Source organism: Myxococcus sp. CA040A (assembly GCF_013336725.1).
Classification (GTDB): Bacteria; Myxococcota; Myxococcia; order Myxococcales; family Myxococcaceae; genus Myxococcus; species Myxococcus llanfairpwllgwyngyllgogerychwyrndrobwllllantysiliogogogochensis.
This window is the reverse complement of record NZ_JABUMR010000003.1, coordinates 780,118-806,709: the sequence shown is the minus strand read 5'-3', so window position 1 is coordinate 806,709 and position 26,592 is coordinate 780,118. Positions and strand designations below refer to the sequence as shown.

Genomic DNA, 26,592 nt, shown 5'->3' with positions numbered 1-26,592 from the left:
CGGTTCATCGCCCGGACTCCTGGCGCGCGTCACACAGGCGGGTGCTACCGCGTCTCGGGGGCAGCGAGGAAGCCGCGCTGCACCAGGGACGAGAGGTAGGTTGAAATCAGGGAGGCATCCACCGAGGGACAGGCGGTCCCCGTTCCTCCCAGGGCCTTCAACGTGTTCCCGCTGTCGCAGACCACCATCCGCGGCCCGCCCACGCTCCGGTCCTCCGGAGGCACCTGCTGGAGGAACATGAGCAGATCTCCCAGCTCGCTGTCGGACGGAGCCGCGACGCCCAGCTCGGCGAGCCATTCGTCATACGGGAGGACTCGCAACCCGTACCCAAAGGAGCGCATGTGGCTCCACATCTCATCGGCGCGCACGAACCGCGGGTTGACCAGGTGATACGTCTGTCCGAATGACGCCGGGCGCAGGGACAAGTCCACGATGGCGCTGCTGACGTAGTCCACGGGCGTCACGTCGAGCAGGGCCTCGACACGAGGGGCGCTGCCCATCCGCACGCAGCCCTTGAGGGTCCTGCACACCAGGTCATCCGTGTTCCAGGCCCCCGTGCGGCTGTGCCCCGTCACCCGTCCCGGTCGATGGAGCGTCACGGGGAGCCCACGACGCGAAGCCTCCCTCACGAGCTTCTCGGCGACCCACTTGCTCTGGGCATACCCGCCCACGAGGCTCTCCGCCCCCTCCAGGGGTTCGTCCTCCAGAATCGGTGTCTGGCGCCCCAGCGGCAACACGGAGACGGTGGAGACGTAGTGCAGGGGCTTGATGCGCGTGCGCATCGCCAGCCTGAGAATCTCCCGCGTGCCGAGCACATTGGCCGCGCGCATGGACTCGTAGGGGTAGAGGAAATTGACCAGCGCGCCGTTGTGGTAGACGGCGTCCACCTCCTCCGCGAGCCGCTGGAACTCCGCTTCGGACAGGCCCAGCAGCGGCAGTCCGATGTCCCCCTGGAGGGGAACGATGCGCGACGCCAGCGCCTCGCTCCACAGTGAGTAGCTCTCCAGATTCTTGCGAATCCGGTGCATGCCGTCCTGCGCTGACTTGGAGCGCACCAGGCAATAGATGCGCGCCTCCGTCTTGCGGCAGAGTTCCTCCAGCAGGAAGGCCCCGAGGAAGCCCGTGGCGCCGGTCAGCAGGAGGGTGCGCGCGGCGCCCGTCAGGGGCGGCAATGCGTCGCCTGGCTCCAGGGCCGCATCCAGCACGGCATCCGCTTCCATCTCCGCCACCACGTCATGGGTCGGCAGCGAGCCCGTCTTCGCGGCCTCAATGGTCCGTGCCATCTCCTCCAGCGTCGGAGCCTGCAACAAGGCCCGCAGCGGGATGTCCGCTCCAGACTCCGCCCGCGCGAGCACGAGCACCCGGTAGAGCAAGAGCGAGTGCCCGCCCAGTTCGAAGAAGTGGTCATGGACACCCACCTGCTCCACCCCCAGGACCTGGCGCCAGATGGCCGCCAGCGACACCTCCCCGGGAGTCCTGGGCGCGACGTGCTCCTTGCCGGCCCCCGAGCGCGGACGCTCCGGCGCCGGAAGCGCGGCACGGTCCACCTTTCCGTTCGGCGTGAGCGGCAACGCCTCCAGGCTCACGAACAGGAAGGGCACCATGTACTCCGGCAACCGGGACTTCAGGTGGTCGCGCAGCTCCGCCGGCTCGGGAGCCTTCTGCTCGCGTCCGACGACGTAGGCGACGAGCTGCTTGTCCGTCCCCAGTCCGTCGCGCACGACGACCACGGCGTCACGGACCTTCGGGTGCTCCATCAGGGCCGCGCCAATCTCGCCCAGCTCGATACGGAACCCCCGCAGCTTCACCTGGTGGTCCATCCGGCCCAGGTACTCGAGCTGTCCGTCCGGCAACCACCGCGCCAGGTCCCCCGTCCTGTACAGACGCTCGCTGGTGCCTCCGGCGAAGGGCGACGCGATGAACCGCTCCGCGGTCAGCTCCGGCCGGTCCAGATACCCTCGCGCCACACCGTGGCCGCCGATGAAGACCTCGCCCGGCACGCCCACGGGCATCGGCTCGCGGTGCGCATCCAGCACATACACCTGGGTGTTTCCGACAGGGCGCCCGATGGTCGGCGTCTGTCCACGACTCACGCGGGTGAACGTGGAGTAGGTCGTGGTCTCGCTCGGGCCATAGAGGTTGAACACGTCCCGCACATGGCCGAGCTGGTAGATGTGGTCGACCAGTGACGCCGCGAGGGCCTCACCCGCCAGGTTCACGATGACCACCGAGGACGGCACCGCGCCCGCTCGCAGCAGCGCGCCCATGGCCGAAGGCACGGTGTTGATGAGCGTCACCTCCCGCGCCGCGGGGAGCTCCGACACCTCCAGCGCGTTCTTCGCCACGATGACCTTCGCCCCCAGACACAGCGGCGCGAAAATCTCGAAGACCGACAGGTCGAAGCAGATGGACGTCGAGGCCAGCGTCCCCGCGAGCGCCTCCGGGGAGAAGACGCTCAGGGCCCAGGTCAGGAAGGCCACGGCGTTGCGGTGGTCAATCATCACGCCCTTGGGCTTGCCGGTGGAGCCCGAGGTGTAGATGAGATACGCGAGCGCGTCGGGTGACGTGACCTGCTCGGGGTTCGTGTCCGGCTCCGCGCCAATGGCCGGCGCGTCCGTATCCAGGCACACCACTCGCGCCTGGGTGGCGGGCAGCTCCGGGACGAGGCGCTGCTGCGTGAGCAGCACCGGCACCCGGGCATCCTCGAGAATCAGCGCCAGCCGCTCTTTCGGATAGGCGGGGTCCAACGGGACGTAGGCGCCTCCGGACTTGAGGATGGCCAGCAGGCCGATGACCAGGTCTTCGGTGCGCTCGACACAGAGGCCCACGCGGGCCTCGGGCTGGACACCGAGCCGTCGCAGATGATGCGCGAGCTGGTTCGCCCGGCGATTGAGCTCGGCATAGGTGAGCCGCGTGTGCCCGCTCACCACGGCCACGGACTGGGGCGTCCGCTCCACCTGGGCCTGCACGAGCTGATGCATGCACAGCGCGGGGACGTCGAGCACCGGACCGTTCCAGTCGGTGAGGAGCCTTCCGCGCTCCGCCGGCGACAGCAGCGGCAGCTTCGACAGGGGTGCCTCCGGCCGGGCCACGATGGCCTCCAGCAGGACCTGGAGGTGCTCCACCATCCGCTCCGCCGTCGAGGCGTCGAAGACCTCGCGCGAGTACTCGAGCATGCCGCCCAGGCCGTTGTCGCCCGAGGCCAGGATGAGCGAGAGCTCGAACTTGGCGACGCCCTCCACGCTGCCATCCGGTGCTCCGTTGAGGAACGACCAGCGCGTCCCCGGCAGCTCCAGCACGGGCGCGGGGATGTTCTCCAGCGTGAAGCAGGCGCGCACCAGCGGGTTGAGCCCGCCCTCTCGCGAGGCGCCCACTCCCTGCACCACCTCGCTGAACGGCAGCGACTGGTGGTCCAGCGCCTCCAGCACGACCTTGCGCGCGCGGGCCAGCCACTGCGCGAAGGTCGGCTCGCCCGAGAAATCACAGCGCAGCGCGAGGGTATTGGCGATGAAGCCGATGAGGTCCGCGGGCGTGTTCCCCCGGTTCGCGATCACCGTCCCCACACCGAAATCAAGCTGTCCGGAGTAGCGGTGCAGGAGCGCCGAGAACGCGGCGAAGAGCACCATGAAGAGGCTGCAACCCTCCCGGTGGGCCAGCTCCCTCAAGGCCTCGCTGAGCGCGGGTGAGAAGGCGACGGGAATGGTGGCGCCACGATGGCTCGTGGACGTGGAGACCGCATGGTCCACGGGGAGCTGGAGCGGCGGCAGCCCCTGGAGCTTCCCCTTCCAGTACGTCCGCTCGCGGGCACCCGACTCCCCCGCCAGCCACGCACGCTCGCGCAGGGCCGACTCGGCGAACTGCATCGACACGGGCGGCAGCACGGGCGTCTGTCCCCGGACAAAGGACGCGTACAGCGCCGACAGCTCGCGCACGAAGACGCCGAGCGACCAGCCATCCGTGATGATGTGGTGCTTCGTCACGAAGAGGGCGTGGTCGTCGGGGCCCAGGGCCACGAGGGTGACTCGGAAGAGCGGTCCTGCCGCGAGGTCGAACGGCTGCCGGGCCACCGCATCCGAGCGCCGCTGGATTTCCTCTTCGCGCCGCGCCTCGGTGAGCCCTGGCAGCTCCACCACGGTCAGCGCCACGCCCGCATCAGGTGACGCGATGACCTGTCGGGGACTGCCCTCCACCTCCGGGAAGCGCGTCCGGAGCACCTCGTGTCGCCGGACCAGCTCCTCCAGGCTCCGGCGCAGGGCCTCGGTATCGAGCGCGCCTCGCGCCCGGAGACCGAGATGGACGTTGTACTGCGCCGTGCCGGGCGAGAGGCGGTCCAGGAACCAGAGCCGCTCCTGCCCGCTGGACAACGGGATGACCTCGGGCCTCGCGAGAGGCAGCGCCGGCGCGCTCGACGACACCTCGCGCGCGGAGTGCTTCCCCAGGAACGCCAGGATGTCACCCTTGTTCGCGGACAGCTCGGCGCGCAACTCCGGGGTGAGGACGGCCTTGCCCGCCTCGACCACCAGCTTCTCTCCGTCGACACGCAGGCGCACACCCCTGGCGGCGAGGGTGCTCAACAACTCACGGACACTCATAGAACGAAGACCTCGTTATCGTCAGCGGCGGCCGCATCCATCACCGGCCTGGTACCCTCGTCCGCACGCGCGAGCGTCTCGGCGAGGTTGCGATCCATGACTTCACTCTGGAGATGCGCGCAGAGCGCCTCCAGCGTCGGGTGCTTCCAGATCAACGAGGCGGGCAGTGACAGCGCCAGCCCCGCGGCCAGCCGGTTGCGCAGCTCCAACCCCATCAGGGAGTCCAGGCCGAAACCCTGGAGCGGCGCATCCGGAGCAATGCGCGCCGAGTCCAGTCGCAGGACACGGGCAAGCTGCTCGCGGACGAACTGCTCCAGGGCCGCCCGTGCCTCTTTCGGGGACGCGGTCTTCAGCGTCTCCAGCAGGGCCTCGTTCCCCGGCTCGCGGGCCTCCGCGCCCGAGCCGGCGGGGACCAGCTCCGACAGCCACGGGGACGACCGCGCGCGCGGATAGAACTCCACCCACTTGCGCAGCTCCAGCGGCATGACCGCCATCTGCGTCACCTCACCATCCAGCAGCCGCCCCAGAATCGCGTGGCCTTCCGCGGGCGTCAGACTGTCCGAGCCTCGCTGCGCCAGTCGCTCGCCCCGGTTGGCTTGCGCCGCGGCCAGACCGACCTCCGAGAAGGGCCCCCAGTTGATGCTCAGGCCCGGCAACCCCAGCGCTCGACGATGGTGGGCGAGCGCGTCGAGGAAGGCGTTGGCGGCCACGTAGTTGCCCTGCCCCGGTGCTCCGAACAGGGAAGCCGCCGACGAGTACAGCACGAAGAAGTCGAGCGGCGCCTCGCGCGTCAGGACATGCAGGTTCCAGCCTCCACGCACCTTGGGCGCCATGACGCGCTGGAACCGCTCCACCGTCTGCTGCGACAGCACACCATCGTCCAGCACCCCAGCCGCGTGGATGACACCTCGCAACGGGGCCTCATCCCGGACTGTCTCCGAGAGCACCCGGGCGAGCTGCGCGCGGTCGGACACGTCCGCCCGAGCCACTCGCACCCGCGCTCCGGCGGCCTCGAGCGCGGCCACGTCCTGCTGCTGCTCCGGTGTCAGGGCCGTGTCGCGGCCGATGAGCACGAGGTGACCGGCGCCCTGCTCCACCATCCACTTCGCCACCGCGAAGCCGAGCCCACCGAGCCCACCCGTGACGAGATACGTCCCATCGGCGCGAAGCCGCTTCGCACCCACCGAGGGGACCACCACGCGCGCCTTCGGGTGATTCAAGGTGAAAGAGTTCACCCCGGAGGCGACGGAGGGAAGGCCTCTCACCTCGAACGCGTCCTTCACCTCCTGCCACAGACGAGCAAAGCGCTCGGGCCTGCGTCGGGCGAAGGCCGGCACGTCCACCTCGCACCAGGCGACGTTCGCATCACCCACGGGAGCCGGCACGGAGGACGTCCGCAGGTCGAAGACGCGCGCGCCTTCACCCAGCACAGCGAGGCTCCGGTCGAGGCCGACAGCGCCCGGCGCGACCACGGCCAGCTCCACTCCGCTTCCTCCCGTCGCGGCCAGGAGCCGGGTGACGAAGGTCTCCTCGCCCGGGTCCACGACATGGTCGGCTCCGAGCTCCCGCAGCGAGGCTCGCTGCTCGGTCGTCGTCGCCACGGCGAAGACCTCCGCCCCCACCCACCTGGCCAGCTTGACCGCCGCCCTCCCGAGCCCGCTCGAAGTCCCCAGAATCAGCACGCGGCCCCGCTTCTCCAGTCGGCCCAGGTGGAACAGCGCGTACCAGGCGGGAAGGATGGCCGCCGCGAGCGCCGCTGCGTCCTCGTGTGATGAGGACGACGGGCGGAGGGCCGTGCACACCACGGGCACACACACGTGAGACCCGAGGCGCGACGTCACCAGTGCGACCCGCTCCTCGCCGAGCACGACATCCTTCACATCTTCGCCCACGGCGACGACGCGCCCACTGCACCCGATGACGCCGCCTTCTGCTTCCCACGGCTCGGACTCGAGCCCTCCATGGGAGGCCACGGAGACCTCGATTTCGAGTTCGCCCGGCCCGGGTGGGCGCCGTGTATTCGCCCTCCGCTCCAGACGACCTCGCACGTCCCGCTCCAGGAGGAACGGGTGTCCCGCCGAGGGGACCACGGCCTCGCCAACGGGCCTGCCGGGAACACCGCGCACGATGCGGGCGACATGGCGCCCATCCGCGCGCAGGGAGATTTCCTCCTCCGCGTCCGCCACGAGCAACTCCCGCACCAGCGCGACGCCCGCATCACCCGAGCCCAGGGCAGCGGACACATCCACTCGCGTGCACTTCAGCTCGGAGTGCTCGTGCGCGAGCGTCCGGCCCAGCCCCCACAGCGGAGCCTGGAGCACGTCCGAGGCGGACCGACCGTCAAAGCCATGATGGACGCCTCGCGTGACCAGCCACAGCCTGGGCGGGCTCGACAGGCCCGCTCGGCCAAGCGCCTGGACCAGATGCAGCACGCCACCACACCCCATCAGCGGGTCCACCTCGCGAGGCTCCTGGCCTGTCAGGTGAATCACGCCGCGTGGCTGCGAGCCCGCGCCGAAGGCCTCCGCCAGCACCGCATCGAAGGCCTGGGGCGAAGCCGTGTCCACGACCCGGCGCCCCGGGCCCGCACCCGTGACGTCGACCCGGAGGACCTCGCCCTGTCGCTCTCGCAGCAGGGACTCGACCGTGTCGGAGAGCTCGCTGCCGTCCGCGATGAGCAACCAGCGCCCACCCGCCTCGGTGCCCGAGGACGGGACAGGCTCGACAGCCGGCGCATGCCGCCATTCCTGCGCGAAGAAGAGGTCCCTCCCCGTGCCCTCCGCGACCGGCATGTCCAACTGCTGGACGCGCAGCCCAAGCGCCTCCACCTGGAGCCGGCCAGACGCATCACGCAGCTCCAGGTCGAACGTGTAGACACCACCACGAGCGCCCTCCAGGGGACGCAACCGCACGTGGCAGAAGACCTCTGTCCCCGGCTGCTCGTGAAGCCGCAGGTTCGCGAGCGCCACGGGAACGGCGGGGCCCGCATCCTGGGCGAGGTCTTCCCGGGGAACGGCCGCGGCCACCAACTGGAAGCACGCATCGAGCAACGCGGGATGGATGCGATACGCCGACGCCCGCGCCACGAGCGGCTCCGGCAAACGGACATGTCCGAGCGCTTCGCCTCGGCCACGCCACACCTGCCGCACACCCTGAAACGCCGGTCCGTAGGCCACGCCCCCGCGCGCCAGCGCCTCGTAGTGCGCCGCCGACTCCATCACCTCCGGGCATCGCGCCCGAATCGCCTCGAACGACTCGGGTGTGGGGACGGACAGCGCTTCGTCCATGGGACGCAGGTGCCCCACGACATGCGCCATCCAGCCCGCCGGGGCACTCGCCTCCGTGCCCGCCTTCTGGCTCGAGAGCTGGAACGAGAGGACACCCTCGCGCTCGCCGCTCAGCGCCAGTTGCACGGTGCGCTCCTGTCCCTCGGGGAGCAGCAGGCCCTCCTTGAAGGACGTGTCGACGAGCTCGTGCGCCGTCCCACCGGTCAGCTCCCGCGCCGCCGACAGCGCCATCTCCAGATAGGCCGCGCCCGGCACCACGCACTGCCCGCCCACGCGGTGGTCCGCCAGGAACGAGGGCTCGCGCGCGCTCAGCGTGGATTCCCAGAAGCGGCTCTCCGTCTGCACGGACGTGGTGAACGACGCACCCAACAGCGGATGTCCCCCCACTCGCGCGACGCGACCGCGCGAGGTGGCTGGCTTCAGCTCCAGCCAGTGCCGCTCGCGCTGCCATGGATACGAGGGGAGCGCGACGCGACGGCGCTTGTCCGGATGCAGCCGGAGCCAGTCCACGCGGTCCACGCGGGTGGACATCGCTCCCAGGGACGAGAGCAGGCATGGCCACTCCTCCTGCTCCCGGAGCAGGCTCGGCACCACGAGCCCGCGGCCCGACGTGTCCCCTTCCCTCAACATCGCATCCACGAAGGGCACGAGGATGGGGTGAGGGCTCAGCTCGATGAACAGGACGTTTCCATCCTGGATGAGGCGCTGCACCGCGTCCGCGAACAGCACGGGCTGGCGCAGGTTGCGCACCCAGTACGAGGCGTTCAGCTCCTGGCCCTCGATGGGGGCCCCCGTCACCGTGGAGTAGAGCGGCACCGTGCCGCCGGTGGGACGCACGGCCGCCATCCGCTCCAGCAACTCCTGCCGCAGCGGGTCCATCTGCGGGCTGTGCGAGGCCACGTCCACCTTCACCCAGCGGCAGAACACCTCGCGACGCTCCAGCCGCTCCATCACCTCTTTCAGCGCCGCGGGGTCTCCCGACAGCACCGTGGCCTTCGGGCCATTGCTCACGGCGATGGCGATGCGGTCCTCGGCGCCCCGAATCTCCGCCTCCGCCTGCTCGCGGGAGAGGTCCACGACGGCCATGGCGCCCTTGCCACTGACGCGCCGGAGCAGCTTGCTCCGCTCACAGATGATGCGCGCCGCGTCCTCCAGCGAGAGCACCCCCGCGACGTGCGCCGCGGCCACCTCTCCCATGCTGTGGCCCACCACCGCGTGAGGCTCCAGCCCCCACGAGCGCCACACCGCCGCGAGCGCCACCTGCAAGGCGAACAGCGTCGGCTGGATGACGTCGATGTCATTCCATCGAGGTTGCTGTCCGGGCTTCGTCAGCAGCTCGCGCAAGGACCAGTCGACATGACGGCCGAGCGCCTCGTGACACCGGTCGATGGCCTCCCGGAACGTCGCGTCCCGCGCGTACAGCTGCTGTCCCATTCCCAGCCACTGCGAGCCCTGGCCCGGAAAGACGAAGACAATCCGCTGTCCGGCTCCGCTGCCCCGGCGTCCCACCGACAGGCCCGCGTGGCTCTCCCCGGCGGCGAAGGCGGCGAGCTGCGCGAGGAGCTCCTCCCTGGACTTCGCCGCGAGGGCGAGCCGGTGCTCATGGTGCGTCCGGCCCAGCGTGGACGTGGCGCTGATATCGGCGAGCGAACCCGGCGCCTCGCCCTTCAGGAACACGCTCCAGCGCTCCGCCAGCGAGGACAGTGCTCCGGGCGTCTTCGCGGACAGGACCACGAGCCGCGCCTGGGCCTCCTCGTCCGACGCGGCGGGGACGGTGGCGGAGGGAGCCTCCTCCAGCACGACGTGCGCGTTGATTCCGCTGAGCCCGAAGGAGCTCACACCCGCGATGCGCCGTCCCTCGTGGGCGGGCCAGGGCACCCGCTCGACGGGGACGCGGGCCGGAATGCGGTCCCACTCCACATGCGGGTTGGGGGTGCGGAAGTGCAGATGCGGGGGAATCTCCTGGTGCTGGAGCGAGAGGATGGTCTTGATGACCCCGGCGATTCCGGCGGCGGGCTCCAGGTGTCCGATGTTCGTCTTCACCGAGCCGATGAAGAACGGCCGGTCCTCCGGACGCCCCTTGCCCAGCACGGCCCCCAGCGCCCGCAGCTCTATCGGGTCACCCAGCGGGGTGCCCGTCCCGTGGGCTTCGACGTACCCCACCAGGGCCGGCGCGATGCGCGCGTTGTCGAGCGCCCGCTGGACCACCGCCTGCTGCGACGGCCCGTTGGGCACCGTCAGCCCGCCGCTGGCCCCGTCATGGTTGACGGCGGAGCCGCGAATCAACGCGAGGATGGAGTCACCGTCCCGCTGCGCATCCGAGAGCCGCTTGAGGACGAGGACACCACACCCTTCGCCTCGCACGTACCCGTCCGCGGCCGCGTCGAAGGTCTTGCACCGGCCATCGCTCGCGAGCGCCTGCATGCTGCACAGGCAGATGGTCGTCTCCGGCGAGAGGATGAGATTCACGCCACCCGCCAGCGCGAGGTTGGACTCGCCCCTCCGGAGGCTCTCACTGGCCAGATGGAGCGCGACCAGCGAGGACGAACACGCGGTGTCCACCGGCATGGCCGGCCCCTGCAACCCGAGCACGTACGAGACGCGGCCAGGAACGAAGCTGTAGCCGTTCCCCGTCGCCATGTACCCGTCGAAGCGCGTCGCGTCGTTCTCCTTCAGCAGACGCGCCATGTAGTCGCTGGACATCACGCCCATGAAGACGCCGGTCTTGGTGCCCGCGAGCTGATGGGGCGCCAGGCCCGCGTTCTCCAGCGCCTCCCAGGCGACCTCCAGGACGAGCCGCTGCTGCGGGTCCAGGCTCGCCGCCTCCCGGGGAGAGATTCCGAAGAACTCCGCGTCGAAGTTCTCCACGTCGTCGAGGAAGCCTCCCCGCGTCCCGTACATCTTCCCGGGCAGGCCCCGCGTCTCATCGAAATGACCGGGCACATCCCAGCGGGACTCGGGCGTCTCGCGCAGCGCATCCACGCCGTCGCGCAGGACCTTCCAGAAGGAAGGCCCGTCGACGGCGCCCCCTGGGAATCGGCACCCCATCCCCACGACGGCGATGGGCTCGGTCCGGGCACGCTCCACCGCGTCGAGGCGTGACTGCAGCTTCTCCACGAGCAACGCGGCGCGCTGGAGCGCGGACGGCTCGGCTGACTTTTCCTGCTGGCTCATGACCCTTCTTCCATCAGTGCGGAGAGCTTCGCCTCCAGGGAGGCGGCGAGCTCATCCTGCGAAAGCTCCATGATGCGTTCGAGCAGCGCGGAGTCCTGGACCTCTCCCCGCGCCTCGCCAACGGGCTGCGTCTCCAGGCCGTAGACCTCGCCGAGCAGGTAGCTCGCGATGGCCTCCGCCGTCGGATAGTCGAAGACGAGCGTCGCCGGCAGCGACGTCCCCACGGTCTTCTGCAAGCGATTACGCAGCTCGAGCGCCATCAGCGAATCCATGCCCACTTCGAACAACCGCTCCCGGGGCTCCAACGGCGCCGACGCATCCAACCCGAGCACGCGCACCGCCTCGCCCTGCACGTGCTCCAACAGCAGCGGCATGCGCTGGCGGGGCTCCGCCGACTCGAGCCGGCGCCGGAACTCGGAGGCCGAGCTTCCGCTGTCCTCGGTCGCCGACGCCGGGCTGCCCAGCTCCGCGAGCAGGGTGGGCGCCGTGCCTCGCGGGTACTGCGAGAGGTAGCGCTGCCACTGGATTCGCAGCAGGGTGAGCTGCGGCTGCTCGCGACCGAAGGCCCGGCTGAAGGCCTGGAGCGCCTCGGCGGGAGTGAACGCCTCGATGCCCTGCGACTGGTAGCGGGCCGCGAGCTGCGCGGCCATGCCGACCTCGGCCCAGGGGCCCCAGTTGATGCTCAGCGCCGGAAGCCCCAGCGCCCGCCGGTGATGTGCCAGCGCGTCCAGGAAGGCATTGGCCGCCGCGTAGCTCCCCTGCCCCGGCGCGCCGAGCAGCGTCGACGCCGACGAGTACAGGACGAAGAAGTCGAGCGCCCTGTCCTTCGTCAACGTGTGGAGGTGCCAGGCTCCGTCCACCTTGGGTGCGAGCACCCGGGCGAACCGCGACCAGTCCTGTTGCAGGAGCATTCCATCGTCCAGGACACCCGCGGCGTGGACCACCCCGCGCAGCGGCGCCAACCGCTCTGCTTCCTCGGTGGCGCGGCGGACGTCTTCCAGCTTCGACACGTCCGCCTGGACGACCAGGACCTTCGCGCCCGCCGACTCCAGGGCACGGAGGGCCTGCTGGACTTCGGGCCGGGCTCCGCCTCGGCCGACGAGCACGAGGTTGCGCGCGCCCTGCTCCACCATCCACCCGGCCAGCGACAGACCCAGTCCACCGAGGCCACCCGTGAGCAGGTAGCTGACGTCCGGCAGCAACCGGGGCATGCCGCTGCGTGGCTCCTCCCGCGAGGCGCGAAGCCGGGCGACATGGCGCTGGCCTTCGCGAATCACCACCTGTCGCTCTCCGTCACCCGCGCTCAGCTCGCGCCAGAGGGCCGACACATCGTCTCCGGAGCCGGAGGGGTCCAGGTCGATGAGCGCGCCGCACCGCTCGGGGTGCTCCTGTGAGAAGACGCTGCCCAGGCCCCAGAGGGGCACCTGGCTCAGCGCGAGCGGCGACGGCTTGGACGCCAGCGCCCGGGCACCCCGGGTCACCATCCAGAGACGCGCGGCCGAAGCCGAGGTCACCAGCGCCTTGGCCAACTGCAGCGCGCTGCCTCCGCCCAGTTGGTGAGCCTCTCGCAGCGACTCCACGTCCTCCCCTTCGGGCCCGCGCATCGCCCAGAGATGGACGACGCCCCCGAGCGACTCGCCCGGAAGCACCGCTTCCACGAGCAGTCGCTCGTAGTCCTCGGCGGACCGGGCATCGAGGGTGAAGCGGTCCTCGCCGTGGCGGACGTACGCCGCACCCGGTTGGACCAGCACGGGACGACGGCCACTCTTCATGAGCCGTTCGGCGAGCGCCTCCGCGAGTCCCGACTCGTCCGCGAACACGAGCCAGCGGCCCGTCGCGGGCGCGCCCTCGGGCAGGGGCTGACGCTTCCAGGCGAGCTCGTAGAGGGTGTCACGCTGGCCATGGCGCAGCACCGCCATCAGCGCTTCGCGCGGTGCGCGCTTGTGCTTCAGCCCTTCAATCTCGATGAGCACCCGGCCTTCGGCGTCCACCACGTACACGTCGCCGGTGATGACCTCACCCACGGCCTCCTCCGCGTCGCGGCGCACGGCATAAGCCCACACCGGCCCGGTCGGCTGCTCGTGGAAGCGGAAGCGCTCCACGGAGATGGGCACGTAGACGGTGCTCAACTGCGCGTCCTCGCTGATGAGGTCCGTGCCCATCGCCTGCAGGAAGGAGTCGACCAGTCCCGGGTGGACGAACAGGCTCCGGTCATCGCCCTCCGTCGGCGAGCGCATCTGGCAGAGCGACTCGCGCCCGCCATTCTGGACGCGCTCAATCCAACGGAACGCGGGGCCGAGGTTGAACCCGATGTCCCAGTTGCGCTCGTAGAGTCCGCCTCCGAGCTGGCGCGAGCAGCGCGCCTCGATGTCCTGCCGGGAGATGGGCGCCGGGCGCGCGGCCCCTTCGCCGCCCACCTTGAGCGTCCCCGTGCCATTCAGCAGCCACCCCTCGGTGTGCTCGTCGGCGGTCGCGGAGAGGCTGTAGATTTCGAAGTCGTACCGGCCCTCCCCCTTGGGGGCGAGGACGAGCTGCACGAGCTGCTCCTCCTCGTCCGCGAGCACGATGGGCTGGGAGAAGAGGCACTTCTCGATGGTGTACGGCCCCGTCCCGAACGACTGGGCCGCCGTCGCGATGATGCGTGCGATGTGGCACGAGCCGGGCACGACGATGGTTCCGTAGAGCCGGTGGTCCTCCAGGAACGGCAGGGAGCGCGCGCTGTAGCGGCCCTCGAACACGAGCGACTTGCTCAGGGGTGAGCGCACCCGCTGACCGACGAGCGCCTGCGCACTCGTGAGGGACGAGGCGGGGCGAGGGGCCTTGGCGGCCTCCAGCCAGTGCCGCTGGTGCTGCCACGGGTAGACGGGAAGCGCGACGCGCGAGCGGTGACGCTCACCGTTCAGCGCGGCCCAGTCCACCGCCACGCCCTGGGTGTAGAGCGAGCCCAGGCTGAAGAGGATGTGCGGCTGCTCGGGCTGCCCCTGGCGCAGTGACGGCAACCAGGTGCCCGCGTCGTCCCCGAGCCCCTTGAGCGCCATGCCGGTGAGCGTCGGATGCGGGCCGACCTCCACGAACACGGTGCCGCCGAGCGCTCGCAAAGCCTTCAGTCCGTCGTGGAAGCGCACCGCGCCCCGCACGTGGCGGCGGAAGTACGCGGCGTCCAGCACGGCATCCTCCGCGAGGACCTGGCCCGTGACGTTGGAGGCCAGGTGGATGCGCGGCGCGTGGAAGACCACCTCGCCCGCCACCTTCTCGAACGCCTCCAGCATCGGGTCCATGAGCGGCGAGTGGAATGCGTGGGACACCGTGAGCCGCCGGGCCTTGATGCCCTTGGACTGGAACCCGGTGGCGAGGGCCTCCACCGCCTCACGCTCGCCGGAGATGACGGTGTCCGCCGGCCCGTTGACCGCGGCTATCGAGACCCGGTCCGCGTACGGCGCCAGCACCTGCGTGACCTGCTCCTCGCTCGCGGAGATGGCCACCATCTCGCCATCGCGCGGGAGGGCCTGCATGAGCCGCGCGCGCTCGGTGATGAGCCGCAGGGCGTCCTCCAGCGTCATCACTCCCGCCACGCAGGCGGCGACGTACTCGCCGACGCTGTGCCCCAGCACCGCCCAGGGCTCCACGCCCCAGGAGCGCCACAGCTCCGTCAGGGCGTACTCCAGCGCGAAGAGCGCCGGCTGCGTGTACGCCGTGTCGTCGATGCGCGAACCCGTCCCGTGCATCACGGAGAGGAGCGACTCCTCCCAGGTGCCCGCGAGCAGGGCGTCGCAGCGGTCCAGGGCCGCGCGGAAGACAGGCTCGGTCTCATACAGCTCCCGGCCCATGCCCGCGTACTGCGAGCCCTGGCCGGTGAACACGAAGACGATTTTGGGAGGCTCGCCCTCGAAGCGGTGCTGGGCCAGCCGAGCCACCTCTTCTCCCCGCGCGAGCGCCAGCAGTCGCTCCCGGGCCTGCTCCGCCGAGTCCACGACAACCGCGAGCCGGTGGGAGAAGCCCGTGCGCTGCGTGTTCGCGGCGTGGCAGACATCCGCGAGCGACAGCTCCGGTCGCGCGGTGAAGTGCTCACCGACCCGCGCCGCGAGCTGCGAGAGCGCGCCCTTCGTCTTCGCCGACAGCGCGAGCACGTGCAGGCTTCGCTCGGGCTGCGCCGCGAGCGGCTCGGTCGCGGGGGCCTCTTCCACGATGACGTGCGCGTTGGTGCCGCTCAGGCCGAAGGCGCTGATGCCGGCGATGCGCGGACGCGCGCGCTCGGGCCAGGGCGTGGCCTTCGTCGGGATGTCCAGCGGGAAGCCGTCCAGCTCGATGTGCGGGTTGAGCCGCGTGAGGTGCAGGTGCGGTGGCACCACGCCGTGCCGATGCGCGAGCACCACCTTGATGAGCCCGGCGATGCCCGCCGCCGCCTCCAGGTGGCCGATGCTGGTCTTCACCGAGCCCATCAACAGCCGCTGCTCGGACGTGCGGCCCTCACCGAGCACCTTGGCCACGGCCTGGACCTCGATGGGGTCGCCCAGGGACGTGCCCGTGCCGTGCGCTTCGATGTAGTCCACCTCCGAGGGGGCGACGCCCGCGTTGGCCAGGGCGGCGCGGAGGACCTGCTGCTGCGCATCCCCGTTGGGGACCGTGAGCGCGCTGCTCGGGCCGTCATGGTTGACCGCCGAGCCACGGATGACGGCGAGGATGTCGTCCCCGTCCCGCTTCGCGTCGGACAGGCGCTTGAGGACCACGATGCCGCAGCCCTCGCTGCGCACGTAGCCATCCGCCGAGGCATCGAACGTCTTGCACCGTCCGTCCTGGGACAGGGCCCGAAGCTGCGCGAGGTAGATGGTCGAGTGCGGCGCGAGCGTCATGTTGACGCCACCCGCGAGCGCCAGGTTGGCTTCTCCCGAGCGCAGGCTCTGGCAGGCCAGGTGCACCGCCACCAGCGACGAGGAGCACGCGGTGTTCAAGCTCATCGTCGGCCCCTGGAATCGGAGCAGGTAGGCCAGCCGGCCCGCGGCGAAGCTCGCGTCGTTGCCCGTGGCGATATACGCGTCGCCCGCGGCCGAAGCGCTCCCCACCCCGTTGAGCATCGCGTACTCGTTGCTGCCAATCCCGATGAACACACCCGTGCGGGTGTTCGCCAGGCGCGCCGGAGCGAGCCCCGCGTGCTCCAGGGACTCCCAGGCCACCTCCAGCAGCAGGCGCTGCTGCGGGTCCATGTTCGCGGCCTCTCGCGGGGAGATTCCGAAGAACTGCGCGTCGAACTGGTCGGCGTCGTCCAGGAACCCGCCCCAGCGGGTGTAGGTCTTCCCGGGAACGCCCGGCCTCGGGTCGTAGTAGTCGTCGACCTTCCACCGCGAGGCAGGCACTTCGCGGATGGCGTCCACGCCGCCCTCCAGTAGTTGCCAGAAGGCCTCGGGGCCCGAGGCCTGGGGCACGCGGCAGCCCATGCCGACAATCGCGATGGGCTCCGTCGCGTTGCTCGCGGACCGGACCGTCTCCTCCTTCGTCACCACGTCCAGTTGGAGCACGTCCTGAAGGAGGTAGGTCGACAGGGCCAGCACCGTCGGCTTGTCGAAGGCAATCGTGGTCGGAAGCTGGACGCCGAACCGGGCCACCAGTCTCCGCCGCAGCTCCACGGCGGTGATGGAGTCCATGCCCGTATCGAAGAAGCCCTGCTCCAGCTTGACGGAGGCGCTCGACGGGAAGCCGAGCACCCGCGCCACTTCGTCACGCACCCAGGCCGTCACCAGCTCCCGGCGACGCGCCGGAGAGGCGTTGCGCAGCGGTGCGAGTTCGTCGCTCCCGGAAGGCAGCACCACCGGCCGCGGCGCGGGCACGGAAGCAGGGCCGAGCGCCTCCAGCATCGGCTTGCGCGACCGCGACTCGTACACGGACTTGAAGAGGCTCCAGTCCATCTGGGCGACGGTGCGCTGGGTCGCATCCGTGGTGAGCAGTGCCCCGAGCAGTTGGAGCCCACCCTCCACCGAGAGACCGCTGACGCCCATCCGCTCGAACCAGCGCAGTCCTTCTTCGGCGACCATGCCTTCGGCGGCCCACGGCCCCCAGTTGATGCTCAGCGCGTGCTGGCCCTTCGCGCGACGGTGGTGGGCCAGCGCGTCGAGGAACTGGTTGCCCGCGGCGTAGTGGCCCATCCGGGCCGAACCCCACACGGCGGAGACGGACGAGAAGTAGACGGTGAAGTCCAGGTCCAGCCCTTGCGTCGCCTGGTGCAGCACCCAGCCGCCCCACACCTTCGGACGCAGGATGGAGGCGAGCGCCGCCTCGTCCATCGTCTCGAGCGGCTGGACGGTGGACACACCCGCGGCGTGGATGATGCCCTTCAATGGCGCGGGCCCTTGCTGGAGGAGCCCGATGACCTCCGCCATGCGGGTCGGGTCACCCACGTCCGCGCTGACGGCGTGAACGACGGCGCCCTCGGCTTCGAGGGCCTCGATGGCCGCCACCTGCCGGCCCACGTCGCTCTCGCGCGACAGCGCTGGCCACCCGGCACGGTCAGGCAGCCCCCTGCGGCCCAGCAGCACGAGGTGCCGCGCGCCCTTGGAGACCAGCCACTTCGCCACATGCAGCCCCAGCCCACCCAGGCCACCCGTGACGAGGTACGCCGCGTCCGCGCGAAGCGCGACGGGTGCGAGCCCGCGTGCCGGAGCCGAGGGGACGAGGCGCGCCACGTAGCGGACTCCGCCACGGAAGGCCGACTGGTCCTCTTCATCCGCGCCGGACAGCTCGCGCCACAGCGTCTCCACTTCACCCTCGGAAGCGCGCGGGTCCAGGTCCAGCAACCCACCCCAGACCTCCGGGTGCTCCAGCGCCATGACGCGACCGAGGCCCCACAGGGGCGCATACAGCGGCGAGCCTCCCGTGACTCCTCCCACGGCCTGGCTGCCGCGTGTGCACAGCCACAGCCGGGCGGCGCTCTCGGTCCCCTTGCGCATGAGTGCCTGCGCGAGGCGCAGCGCCGCGTGGACTCCGAGCTGCTGCGCGGACTCGACCTGCGCGAGCGTGGGCTCGGAGACCGGCGCGACCTCCGCGCCCCACAGGTGGACGACGGCGCGGACGGGGCCCACTTCCTGAAGCAACCGGTCGAAGTGCTCGGGGCTTCGCGGATTCAGCGACCGCACCCCGGGGCCCTGGACCGCCTCTTCGTCACCCGGGATGACCAGCCAGCACGGCTCGCCCCGTTTCTCGAGCAGGGCCGCCAGCGCGGCGCCCATGCCCTCGCGGTGACCGAAGACCAGCCACGTCCCCTCATCGCGAGGCGCGCGCGGTGAAGCAGCCCCGCGCTCACGCACCTGCCACGTGAGGTCGTAGACCCAGTCCTCCGGCCGCTTCGCCTCCGAAGCGGGCGCGATGGCCACCACCGAAGGAGCCTTCGCGTCGTCGGCCTCAATCCAGTACCGCGAGCGCTGCCACGGGTAGAGCGGCAGTGCCGCCAGCCGGCCTCCCGACGGGAAGAGGCGCCCCCACTCCACGGGGAACCCCTTCACGTGGAGCCCGCCCAACGCGCCGAGCATCACCGTCTGGCCATCCCGACCCTTGCGCAGGGACGGCACCGCCGCGCCTTCCAGCTCGCGGCGCTCCAGCATCTGGAGGACGTACCGGCCCAGCGCGGGCTGCGGCCCCAGCTCCACGAAGAGCCGTTGGCCCTCATCGAGCAGGACACTCATGGCGTCGGAGAAGCGCACGGCCTCCCGGATGTTGCTCGCCCAGTAGGTCGCATCCAGCGACTCACCCGCGATGACCTGGCCCGTCACCGTCGAAATCATCGGGATGGACGTCGGCCGCGTCTCGAGCCGGCCCAGAGCCTGGACGAGCTCGGCCTGGAGCGGGGCCATCTGCTGGCTGTGGAACGCGTAGTTCACCCCCAGGTCGCGCGTGGAGACACCCCGCGCGCGCAGGGCTTCGAGCACCTCTCCGAGTGCCGCCGGCTCTCCCGAGAGGACGACGGCGCGCGCGTCGTTGATGGCGCCCACCGATAGCCGCCCGGCGTAGCGCGACAGCTCCCGCTCGGCCTCCTCGGGCGACAGCTCGACCGAGGCCATGCGGCCCTGGCCCGTCACCCGCTGCATGATGCGGCTGCGATGCGCCACCAGGCGCGCGGCCTCCGCGAGGCTCAGCGCCCCGGCCACGTGCGCGGCGGCGATCTCACCCACGCTGTGTCCCACGACGGCGACCGGGACGACCCCGAGCGCGCGCCAGGCCGCCGCGAGCGCGACCTGGATGGCGAAGATGGCGGGCTGTGCCACCTCCGTCTCGTCCAGCCGCGACGCGTCCCCTTCGACTTCGAGCGCCTGGATGATGGAGGCACCGGTGTGCGGGGCCAGCAGTGAGTCGCACTCGCGCAGCGCGGCGGCGAAGACCGCGTCGCGTGCGAGCAAATCCCTGCCCATGCCCCGCCACTGCGAGCCCTGACCACCGAAGACAAAGACGACCTTCTCCCGTCGGCTCTCGGCGAGCCCCGTCGTGAGGTACGGCGGCGCCGCGCCGTCCAGGAAGGCCTGGAGCTGCTCGCCCCACTCCTGCCGCGAGCGGCCCGCCACCGCGAGCCGATGCTCGTAGGGGTTTCGTCGGAGCGCGGCGGTGTAGGCGACGTCTTCGAGATTCGGTGCCTGGTCCTCCGGTAGTTTCAGCAGCTCCTGGTACGAGCGCGCCAGCGCCCGCAGCGCGCCCTCGCTCCTCGCGGACAGCGCGAGGAGCTGGGCTCCCACGTCGGTGGCCTCGGACGCGGGCGGCGGCGTGGGAGCCTCCTCCAGGATGACGTGCGCGTTCGTCCCGCTGATGCCGAAGGAGCTCACTGCAGCGTAGCGACGACGCTGGGACACGGGCCACGGCTGCTGCCGCGTCGGGATGACGAAGGGCGTGTCCTCGATGGAGATGCGAGGGTTGAGCGCCTTGAAGTGCAGGTGCTTCGGGATGGCTTCGTGCCGCAGCGCGAGCAGGACCTTGATGAGGCCCGCCATGCCGGCGGCGGCCTCCAGGTGTCCGAGGTTCGTCTTGGCGGAGCCCAGGTAGCAGAGAGAGCCGTCCTCGCGGCGCGCGCCGTAGGTCTCCCGCAGCGCCTCCACCTCTATCGGGTCACCGAGCGGCGTCCCGGTGCCGTGCGCCTCGATGTAGCCAATGTCCTTGGGCGACAGGCTCGCGGCCGCCAGCGCCTCGCGAATCAGCGCCTGCTGGGACAGGACGTTGGGAGTCGTCAGGCCGGTGGAGCCGCCATCCTGGTTCACCGCCGAGGCGCGAATCACGCCGAGGACGTTGTCCCCCTGGGCCAGGGCATCGGAGAGCCGCTTCAGCACGACGACGCCGCAGCCCTCGCCACGCACGAAGCCGTTCGCCCTCGCATCGAACGTCCGGCAGCGACCGTCGGGAGACAGCGCCGTCAACTTGGAGAGCCAGGTGCTGGGCCGCTGGGAGAGCAGCAGGTTGACGCCGCCGACGAGCGCCGCGTCGCACTCGCCGTTGCGCAGGCTCTGTCCCGCCAGGTGCAACGCCACCAGCGAGGACGAGCAGGCCGTGTCCACGGACAGCGCCGGGCCGCGCAGGTCCAGCAGGTACGACAGGCGTCCCGCAATCACGCTGTTGGAGCAACCGATGACCGAGTAGACGTCACCCGCGACATCACGCTCCGCCTGAAGCATGGCGTAGTCATTGCCGCAGACGCCGACGAAGACACCCGTCCGGCTGCCCACCAGACGCGACCTGGGCAACCCCGCGTCCTCGAGGGCCTCCCAGGCGACCTCGAGCAACAGGCGCTGCTGCGGGTCCATCGCCACGGCCTCGCGAGGGGCGATGCCGAAGAACTCCGGGTCGAAGCCATCCACCCGGTCCAGGAAGCCACCCCAGCGCGTGCCCTTGTGCTCCGCCGCGTCCGTGCTGCTCCGCCAGCGGTCCGAGGGGACCTCGCGGACGGCGTCCACGCCTTCACTCAGCAGCCGCCAGTACGCTTCCGGAGCGTTGGCGCCACCCGGGAAGCGGCAGCCCATGCCGACGACGGCGAGCAGCTCGGGGCCCTGTCCGGAGGAAGTCTCCGGGGCGGACGTCCGTGTCTGCTTTACCGAGGGGCGAGCCGCGGGACGCGCCTCGGCGTCGAGCGCGGGCTCCAGCTTGCTGAACAGGTACTCCGTCAACGCCTGCACCGTGGGGTAGGCGTAGACGAGCGTCGCGGACAGCGTGAGCTTCAGACCCGATTCGATGCGGTTGCGCAGCTCCAGGCCCGTCAGGCTGTCCATGCCCACGTCGCCGAAGGGCTGGTCGGCTTCGATGCGCGCCGGCTCCATGCGGAGGATGCGCCCGAGCTGTTCGCGCAGGTAGGACTCCAGGAGCCCCCGTCGCCGGGCTGGCTCCGCCGCCGCCAGTTGCTCGCGCGCGTCGCCCTTGCGCGAGGGCTGCGTGCTCGCCCGCTCCTGCATCAGCACGGAGAGGAAGGGCGACTGCGCCGCGCTCAGATAGAACTCACGCCACTGCCGCAGGTCCAGCGGCACCACCGCCACCTGCACGGCCTCGCGCGCCAGCAGCCGGCCCAGCGCATCGAGGGCCTGCGACGGCGGCATGTTGCCTACGCCCCGCAGCGCCAGACGGTCGCCCCGGCTCGTGGCCACGGCCGCGAGCCCCACCTCGGCCCACGGCCCCCAGTTGACGCTCAGCGCGGGAAGGCCCGCCGCGTGGCGGTGATGGGCCAGCACGTCCATGAAGGCGTTGGCCGCCGCGTAGTTGCCCTGCCCCGGCGAGCCCAGCATCGACGCCGCCGAGGAGAACATCACGAACAAATCCAGGGGCCGCCCCTGCGTCTGCGCGTGCAGGTTCCATGCGCCCTGGACCTTCGGCGCCAGCACCGTGCGCAGCCGGGTCTCATCAAGTTGCGTCAGCACACCATCGGCGATGACGCCGGCCGCGTGGACGATGCCTCGCAGCGGCGGCAGCTCCGCGTCCATCGTCCCGAGCAGGCGTGCCACCTCGGCGGCACTCGTGACGTCCGCGCCGTAGACGCGCACCTCGACTCCGCCCGCTCGAAGCTCTCCGAGCACGCGAAGCGCCTCCTCGGAGGGAGCGCTCCGTCCCGTCAACGCCAGGTTGCGAGCCCCTCGCTGGACGAGCCACTTCGCCAACTCCAGCCCCAGTCCGCCCAGGCCGCCGGTGATGAGGTAGGTACCCGCTGCGGAGAGTTCATGCGGCTCCGACGCCACGTGCCCGGAGGTCCCCCGCTCCAGTCGTGCGACGTGACGAGACGTCCCACGCAAGGCGATGCGGTCTTCCGCCCCATCCGCGATGAGCTCCTCCGCCAGCGACGCCAGCTCCGCGGGTGAGGGCTCCGCGCCCAGGTCCACGTGCGCGCATCGCAGCTCGGGATGCTCGTGGGTGATGACCGCGGCGAGCCCCGACAGGAAGGCCGCGGCGGGCGCGCCAGACGGCTCGCCCTGGGCCAGCACCTGCATGCCCGCCGTCACCAGCCACAGTCGAGGGGTGTCGCGCCAGCCGCGCTGTGCCCACGCCTGGAGCAGGTGAATCACGCTGGTGCCACCCAGGGAGACCGCGCGCTCGAACGCCTCGGGCTTCGACACGTCGGACGCCACGTCGAGCCCGAAGAGGTGCACCATGCCCCTGCACGGCGACTGCTCGCTGAACGCATCGCGCAGGAGCGCCTGGAAGTCCTCGAGCCGGGAGGGATTGACGCGGTAGTGCTCCGCGTCGAGCCGCTCGTAGGCGGCGCCCACCTCCACCACGACGCTGCCTCCGGAGCGCTCACCGAGTCCCGTGGCCAGAGACGCGCCCAGGCCCCGCGTGTCCGCGAAGACGAGCCAGCGGCCCTCGCCGCGCGCGCCCACCGTCCCCGTCGGACGCGGCTGCGACCGCCACTGGACGGAGTAGAGCCAACGGTCCACTTCATCGATAGGGGCGCTGGTGACGGAGACCTTCTTGCACACCAGCCGGCGCACCTCCGCCACCACCCCACCCTGGTCATCCAGGAGCGTGACGTCGCACTCGATGGCGCTCGAACCCGTGGCCGCGCCACTGACGATGCGAACGTGGCTCCAGAGCCCGGCCGACGGGGGGCGCGACAGGACGCGCAGGTGCTTCAGCTCCACGGGGACGTAGACGCCCCCTTCGCTGTCGATGCTCTCCAGCGCCGCGCCCAGGACCTGGAAGCAGCCGTCGAGCAGCGCCGGATGCAGGCTGTAGTGCGCCTCCGATGCCGTCAGCTCGCCTTCGAGCCGCACGCGGCCCAGCGCCTCACCGTCCGCCCGGTACAGCTCCCGCACGACACGGAAGGTGGGGCCATAGTCCAGCCCGATGTCCCGGAGCGTCTCGTAGTGCGCCTCGACCGGGGACTGCTCACCCAGCCGCGCGCGAAGCTCCGCGAGCACGACGGGGGCCGTGTCCACCGCGACCTCTCCCTGTCGCAGCGAGCCTTCGGCGTGGAGCGTCCAGTTCAGCTCGTCCGAAGGCACCTCGCGCATGACGGGTGCGCTGAAGAGGCGGAACGTGTGGGCCCCCGGACGCTCCGTCGACAGCCAGAGCTGGAGGACCCGCTCCTCGTCCTCGGGGAACGACATCAGCGCGCTGAAGGTCACGTCCTCCAGAGAGACGGGCTCTCCGAGCGTCTGCCTCGCCGCGCTGAGCGCCATGTCGGCCATGGCCGCCGCCGGCAGCGCGGGCACGCCCTGGACGCGGTGCTCCGCGAGCAGCGGGAAGTGCTTCGGTCCCAACTGCACCTGCCACAGGCGGGAGACGTCCCCCTGCGCGGACAGGTCGATGCGCTCACCGATGAGCGGATGCCCGGAGGCGCTCCGCGACGAGCGCGCGGCACGAGAGACAGGCTCCATCCAGAAGCGCTCGCGCTGCCAGGGATACGCGGGCAGTGCCACGAGCTGCCCCTTGCCCGGATACACGCGGTTCCACGCGACGCGGTGGCCCGAGGCATAGAGGGAGCCCAGTGAAGCCAGCAGGGTGTGTCGTTCGTCCTCGCCCCGCCGCAGGGAGGCGAGCACCAGGCCCTGCTGCGTGCCCTCCGCGCTCATCGTCTGCTCAATGGCCGGGAGCAGGACGGGGTGGGGGCTCACCTCGATGAAGAGGGTGTGCTCGCTCGTGAGGAGCCGCCGCGCCGCCGCCTCGAAGCGCACCGGGAGTCGGAGGTTGTTGCCCCAGTGGGCCGCGTCCAGCTTCGCCCCGTCGAGGAACTCGCCCGTCACGGTGGAGCAGAGGGGCACGTCCGAGGCGCGCGGAGTGATGCGTGCGATGCGCCCTTCCAGCTCCCGACTGATGACCTCCACCAGCGGGGTGTGCGACGGCACGTCCATCTTCACCCAGCGGGTGAAGACACCCCGCTGCCCGAGCGCGTCGACCGCTTCCTTGACCGCCTCCGGGTCTCCGGACAGGACCTGTGAGCGGGGGCCATTCAGGCCTCCCAGCCAGAGCCTGCCACTCCAGGGACGGATGGCCTCCTCGGCCTCCTCCGCGGAGAGCTCGACCATCGCCATCGTCGCGCCCCGCCCGCCCAGGGTGCGCATGAGCTTGCTTCGGTGGCAGATGATGAGGACGGCGTCCTCCAGGCTGAGCGCCCCGGCCACGTGCGCGGCGACCACCTCGCCCATGCTGTGACCCATCACCGCGTCCGGCTCGACGCCCCACGAGCGCCACAGCGCCGTGAGGGCCACCTCCACCGCGAAGAGCACGGGCTGGTTGACGTCGATCTCCGCCAGACGCGAGTGCTGCTCGTCCGCGGCGATTTCGTCGAGCACGCTCCAGCCCAGGTGGGGCCGCAGCGCCTGGTCCACCTTGACGAGCGCGTCGCGGAAGACAGGCTCTTGCTCCATCAACGCCCGCCCCATGCCGGCGCGCTGCGCGCCCTGCCCCGGGTAGACGAAGACGACCTTGCGGCGCGCGCCGAACGACTTGCGGCCCGTCCAGGCATCCGCGGGCTGCTCTCCGCGCGCGAAGGCTCGAAGCCGCTCGGCGGTGCGCTCACGAGAGTCCGCCAGCACCGCGAGGCGGTGGGCGTGGTGCGTGCGATGCGCGGAGGCCGTGTAGCAGACATCCGCGAGGCTTCCGCCCCCGTCCCGACCCAGCCGCTCCGCATGACGCTCCGCGAGCGCCTGGAGCGCCTCCCGGCTGCGCGCGGACAAGGGCAACAGCTCCGGACGCTGGGGCAACACGTCCTTCACCGGGGACGCCGGTGCCTCTTCGAGGATGACGTGGGCATTGGTGCCACTGATGCCGAAGGAGCTGACGCCCGCGCGGCGCGGCTGCCCGGACACCTCCCACGGGGTGAGCCGCGTGGGGATGGTGAGCGCGCTGCCCTCGAGCTGGATGCGCGGGTTGACCTGCTTGAGGTGCAGGTGCGCCGGGATGCGCTGATGCCGCATCGCGAGGACGACCTTCATGATGCCCGCGACGCCCGCCGCGGACTCCAGGTGCCCCAGGTTGGTCTTCACCGAGCCGACGCCGCACACGCCGCCGTCAGCGCGCGGGACGCCGTAGGTCTCCCGCAGCGCCTCCGCCTCTATCGGGTCGCCGAGCGGCGTCCCGGTGCCGTGTGCCTCCACGTAGCTGACGTGCTCCGGCTTCAGCCCCGCGTTCTCCAGGGCCTGACGGATGAGCGCCTGCTGCGAGAGCACGTTGGGGGTGGTGAGCCCCGTCGACTTTCCGTCCTGGTTGATGGCCGAGCCGCGAATCGTCGCCAGGATGTGGTCGCCGTCGGCGAGCGCGTCGGAGAGGCGCTTGAGGACGAGCATTCCGCAGCCCTCGCCTCGGGTGAAGCCGTTGGCGGAGGCGTCGAACGCCTTGCTCCGGCCATCCGGAGACAGGGCCTGCAGCTTGGACACGAGCAGCAGGGACTGCGGAGAGAGGATGAGATTCACGCCGCCGGCGAGCGCCAGGTTGCACTCGCGGGCCCGCAGGCTCTGGCATGCCAGGTGGAGCGACACGAGCGAGGACGAGCACGCCGTGTCCACCACCAGGCTCGGCCCCTGGAGGTTGAAGAGATAGGACAGCCGGCCGGACAGGACGCTCGCGGCGACGCCCGTGGCGCTGAACGCGTCTCCCGTCTCCGGCTGCTCCACCTGCATGCAGTGGTAGTCGTCGTTGCAGGCGCCGATGAAGACGCCGCTGCGGCTGCCGGAGAGCTTGTCGACATCCAACCCCGCGTCCTCGAGCGCCTCCCACGCCACCTCGAGCAGCAGGCGCTGCTGGGGGTCCATCTGCACCGCTTCACGCGGGGAGATGCCGAAGAAGCCCGGGTCGAAGCCATCCACCGCGTCCAGGTAGCCGCCCCAGCGCATCGCCCCTTCACCCAGGCCGGAGACCTCATCCCGCCGCCAGCGCTCCAGCGGAATCTCCCGCACGGCGTCGACACCGGCCTCGAGCAGCCGCCAGTAGGCGTCCACGTCGTCGGCCTGGGGGAAGCGGCACGCCATGCCCACGATGGCGATGGGCTCCTTCGCGGCGCCTTCCACCGCGTTCAGCCGCGTCTGCATCTTCTCCAACGCCACCAGCATGCGCTTGGCGGGGGACAGCTCGCTGGACTCGTCGTTGCGGTTTGCCAT

3 protein-coding genes are annotated in these 26,592 nt (G+C 70.9%); all 3 read right to left on the bottom strand.

The features are described 5' to 3' along the window. Window positions 1-44 precede the first annotated feature (44 nt). From HUA75_RS15420 to HUA75_RS15410, 3 genes are read right to left on the bottom strand one after another with little or no spacing between them, the layout of a single operon-like run. A complete protein-coding gene (locus tag HUA75_RS15420) occupies window positions 45-4,592 on the bottom strand; it encodes a non-ribosomal peptide synthetase (protein ID WP_174486816.1) in 4,548 nt (1,515 codons plus the stop codon). Beyond that, the gene (locus HUA75_RS15415) at window positions 4,589-11,053 is read right to left on the bottom strand and encodes a type I polyketide synthase (RefSeq protein WP_174486815.1); all 6,465 of its coding nucleotides are present in this window, start codon (window positions 11,051-11,053) and stop codon (window positions 4,589-4,591) included. The genes HUA75_RS15420 and HUA75_RS15415 overlap by 4 nt, the downstream gene beginning before the upstream one ends. Further along, entirely contained in the window at window positions 11,050-26,592 is a 15,543-nt protein-coding gene (locus tag HUA75_RS15410; RefSeq protein ID WP_174486814.1) for a type I polyketide synthase, read from the bottom strand. The genes HUA75_RS15415 and HUA75_RS15410 overlap by 4 nt, the downstream gene beginning before the upstream one ends.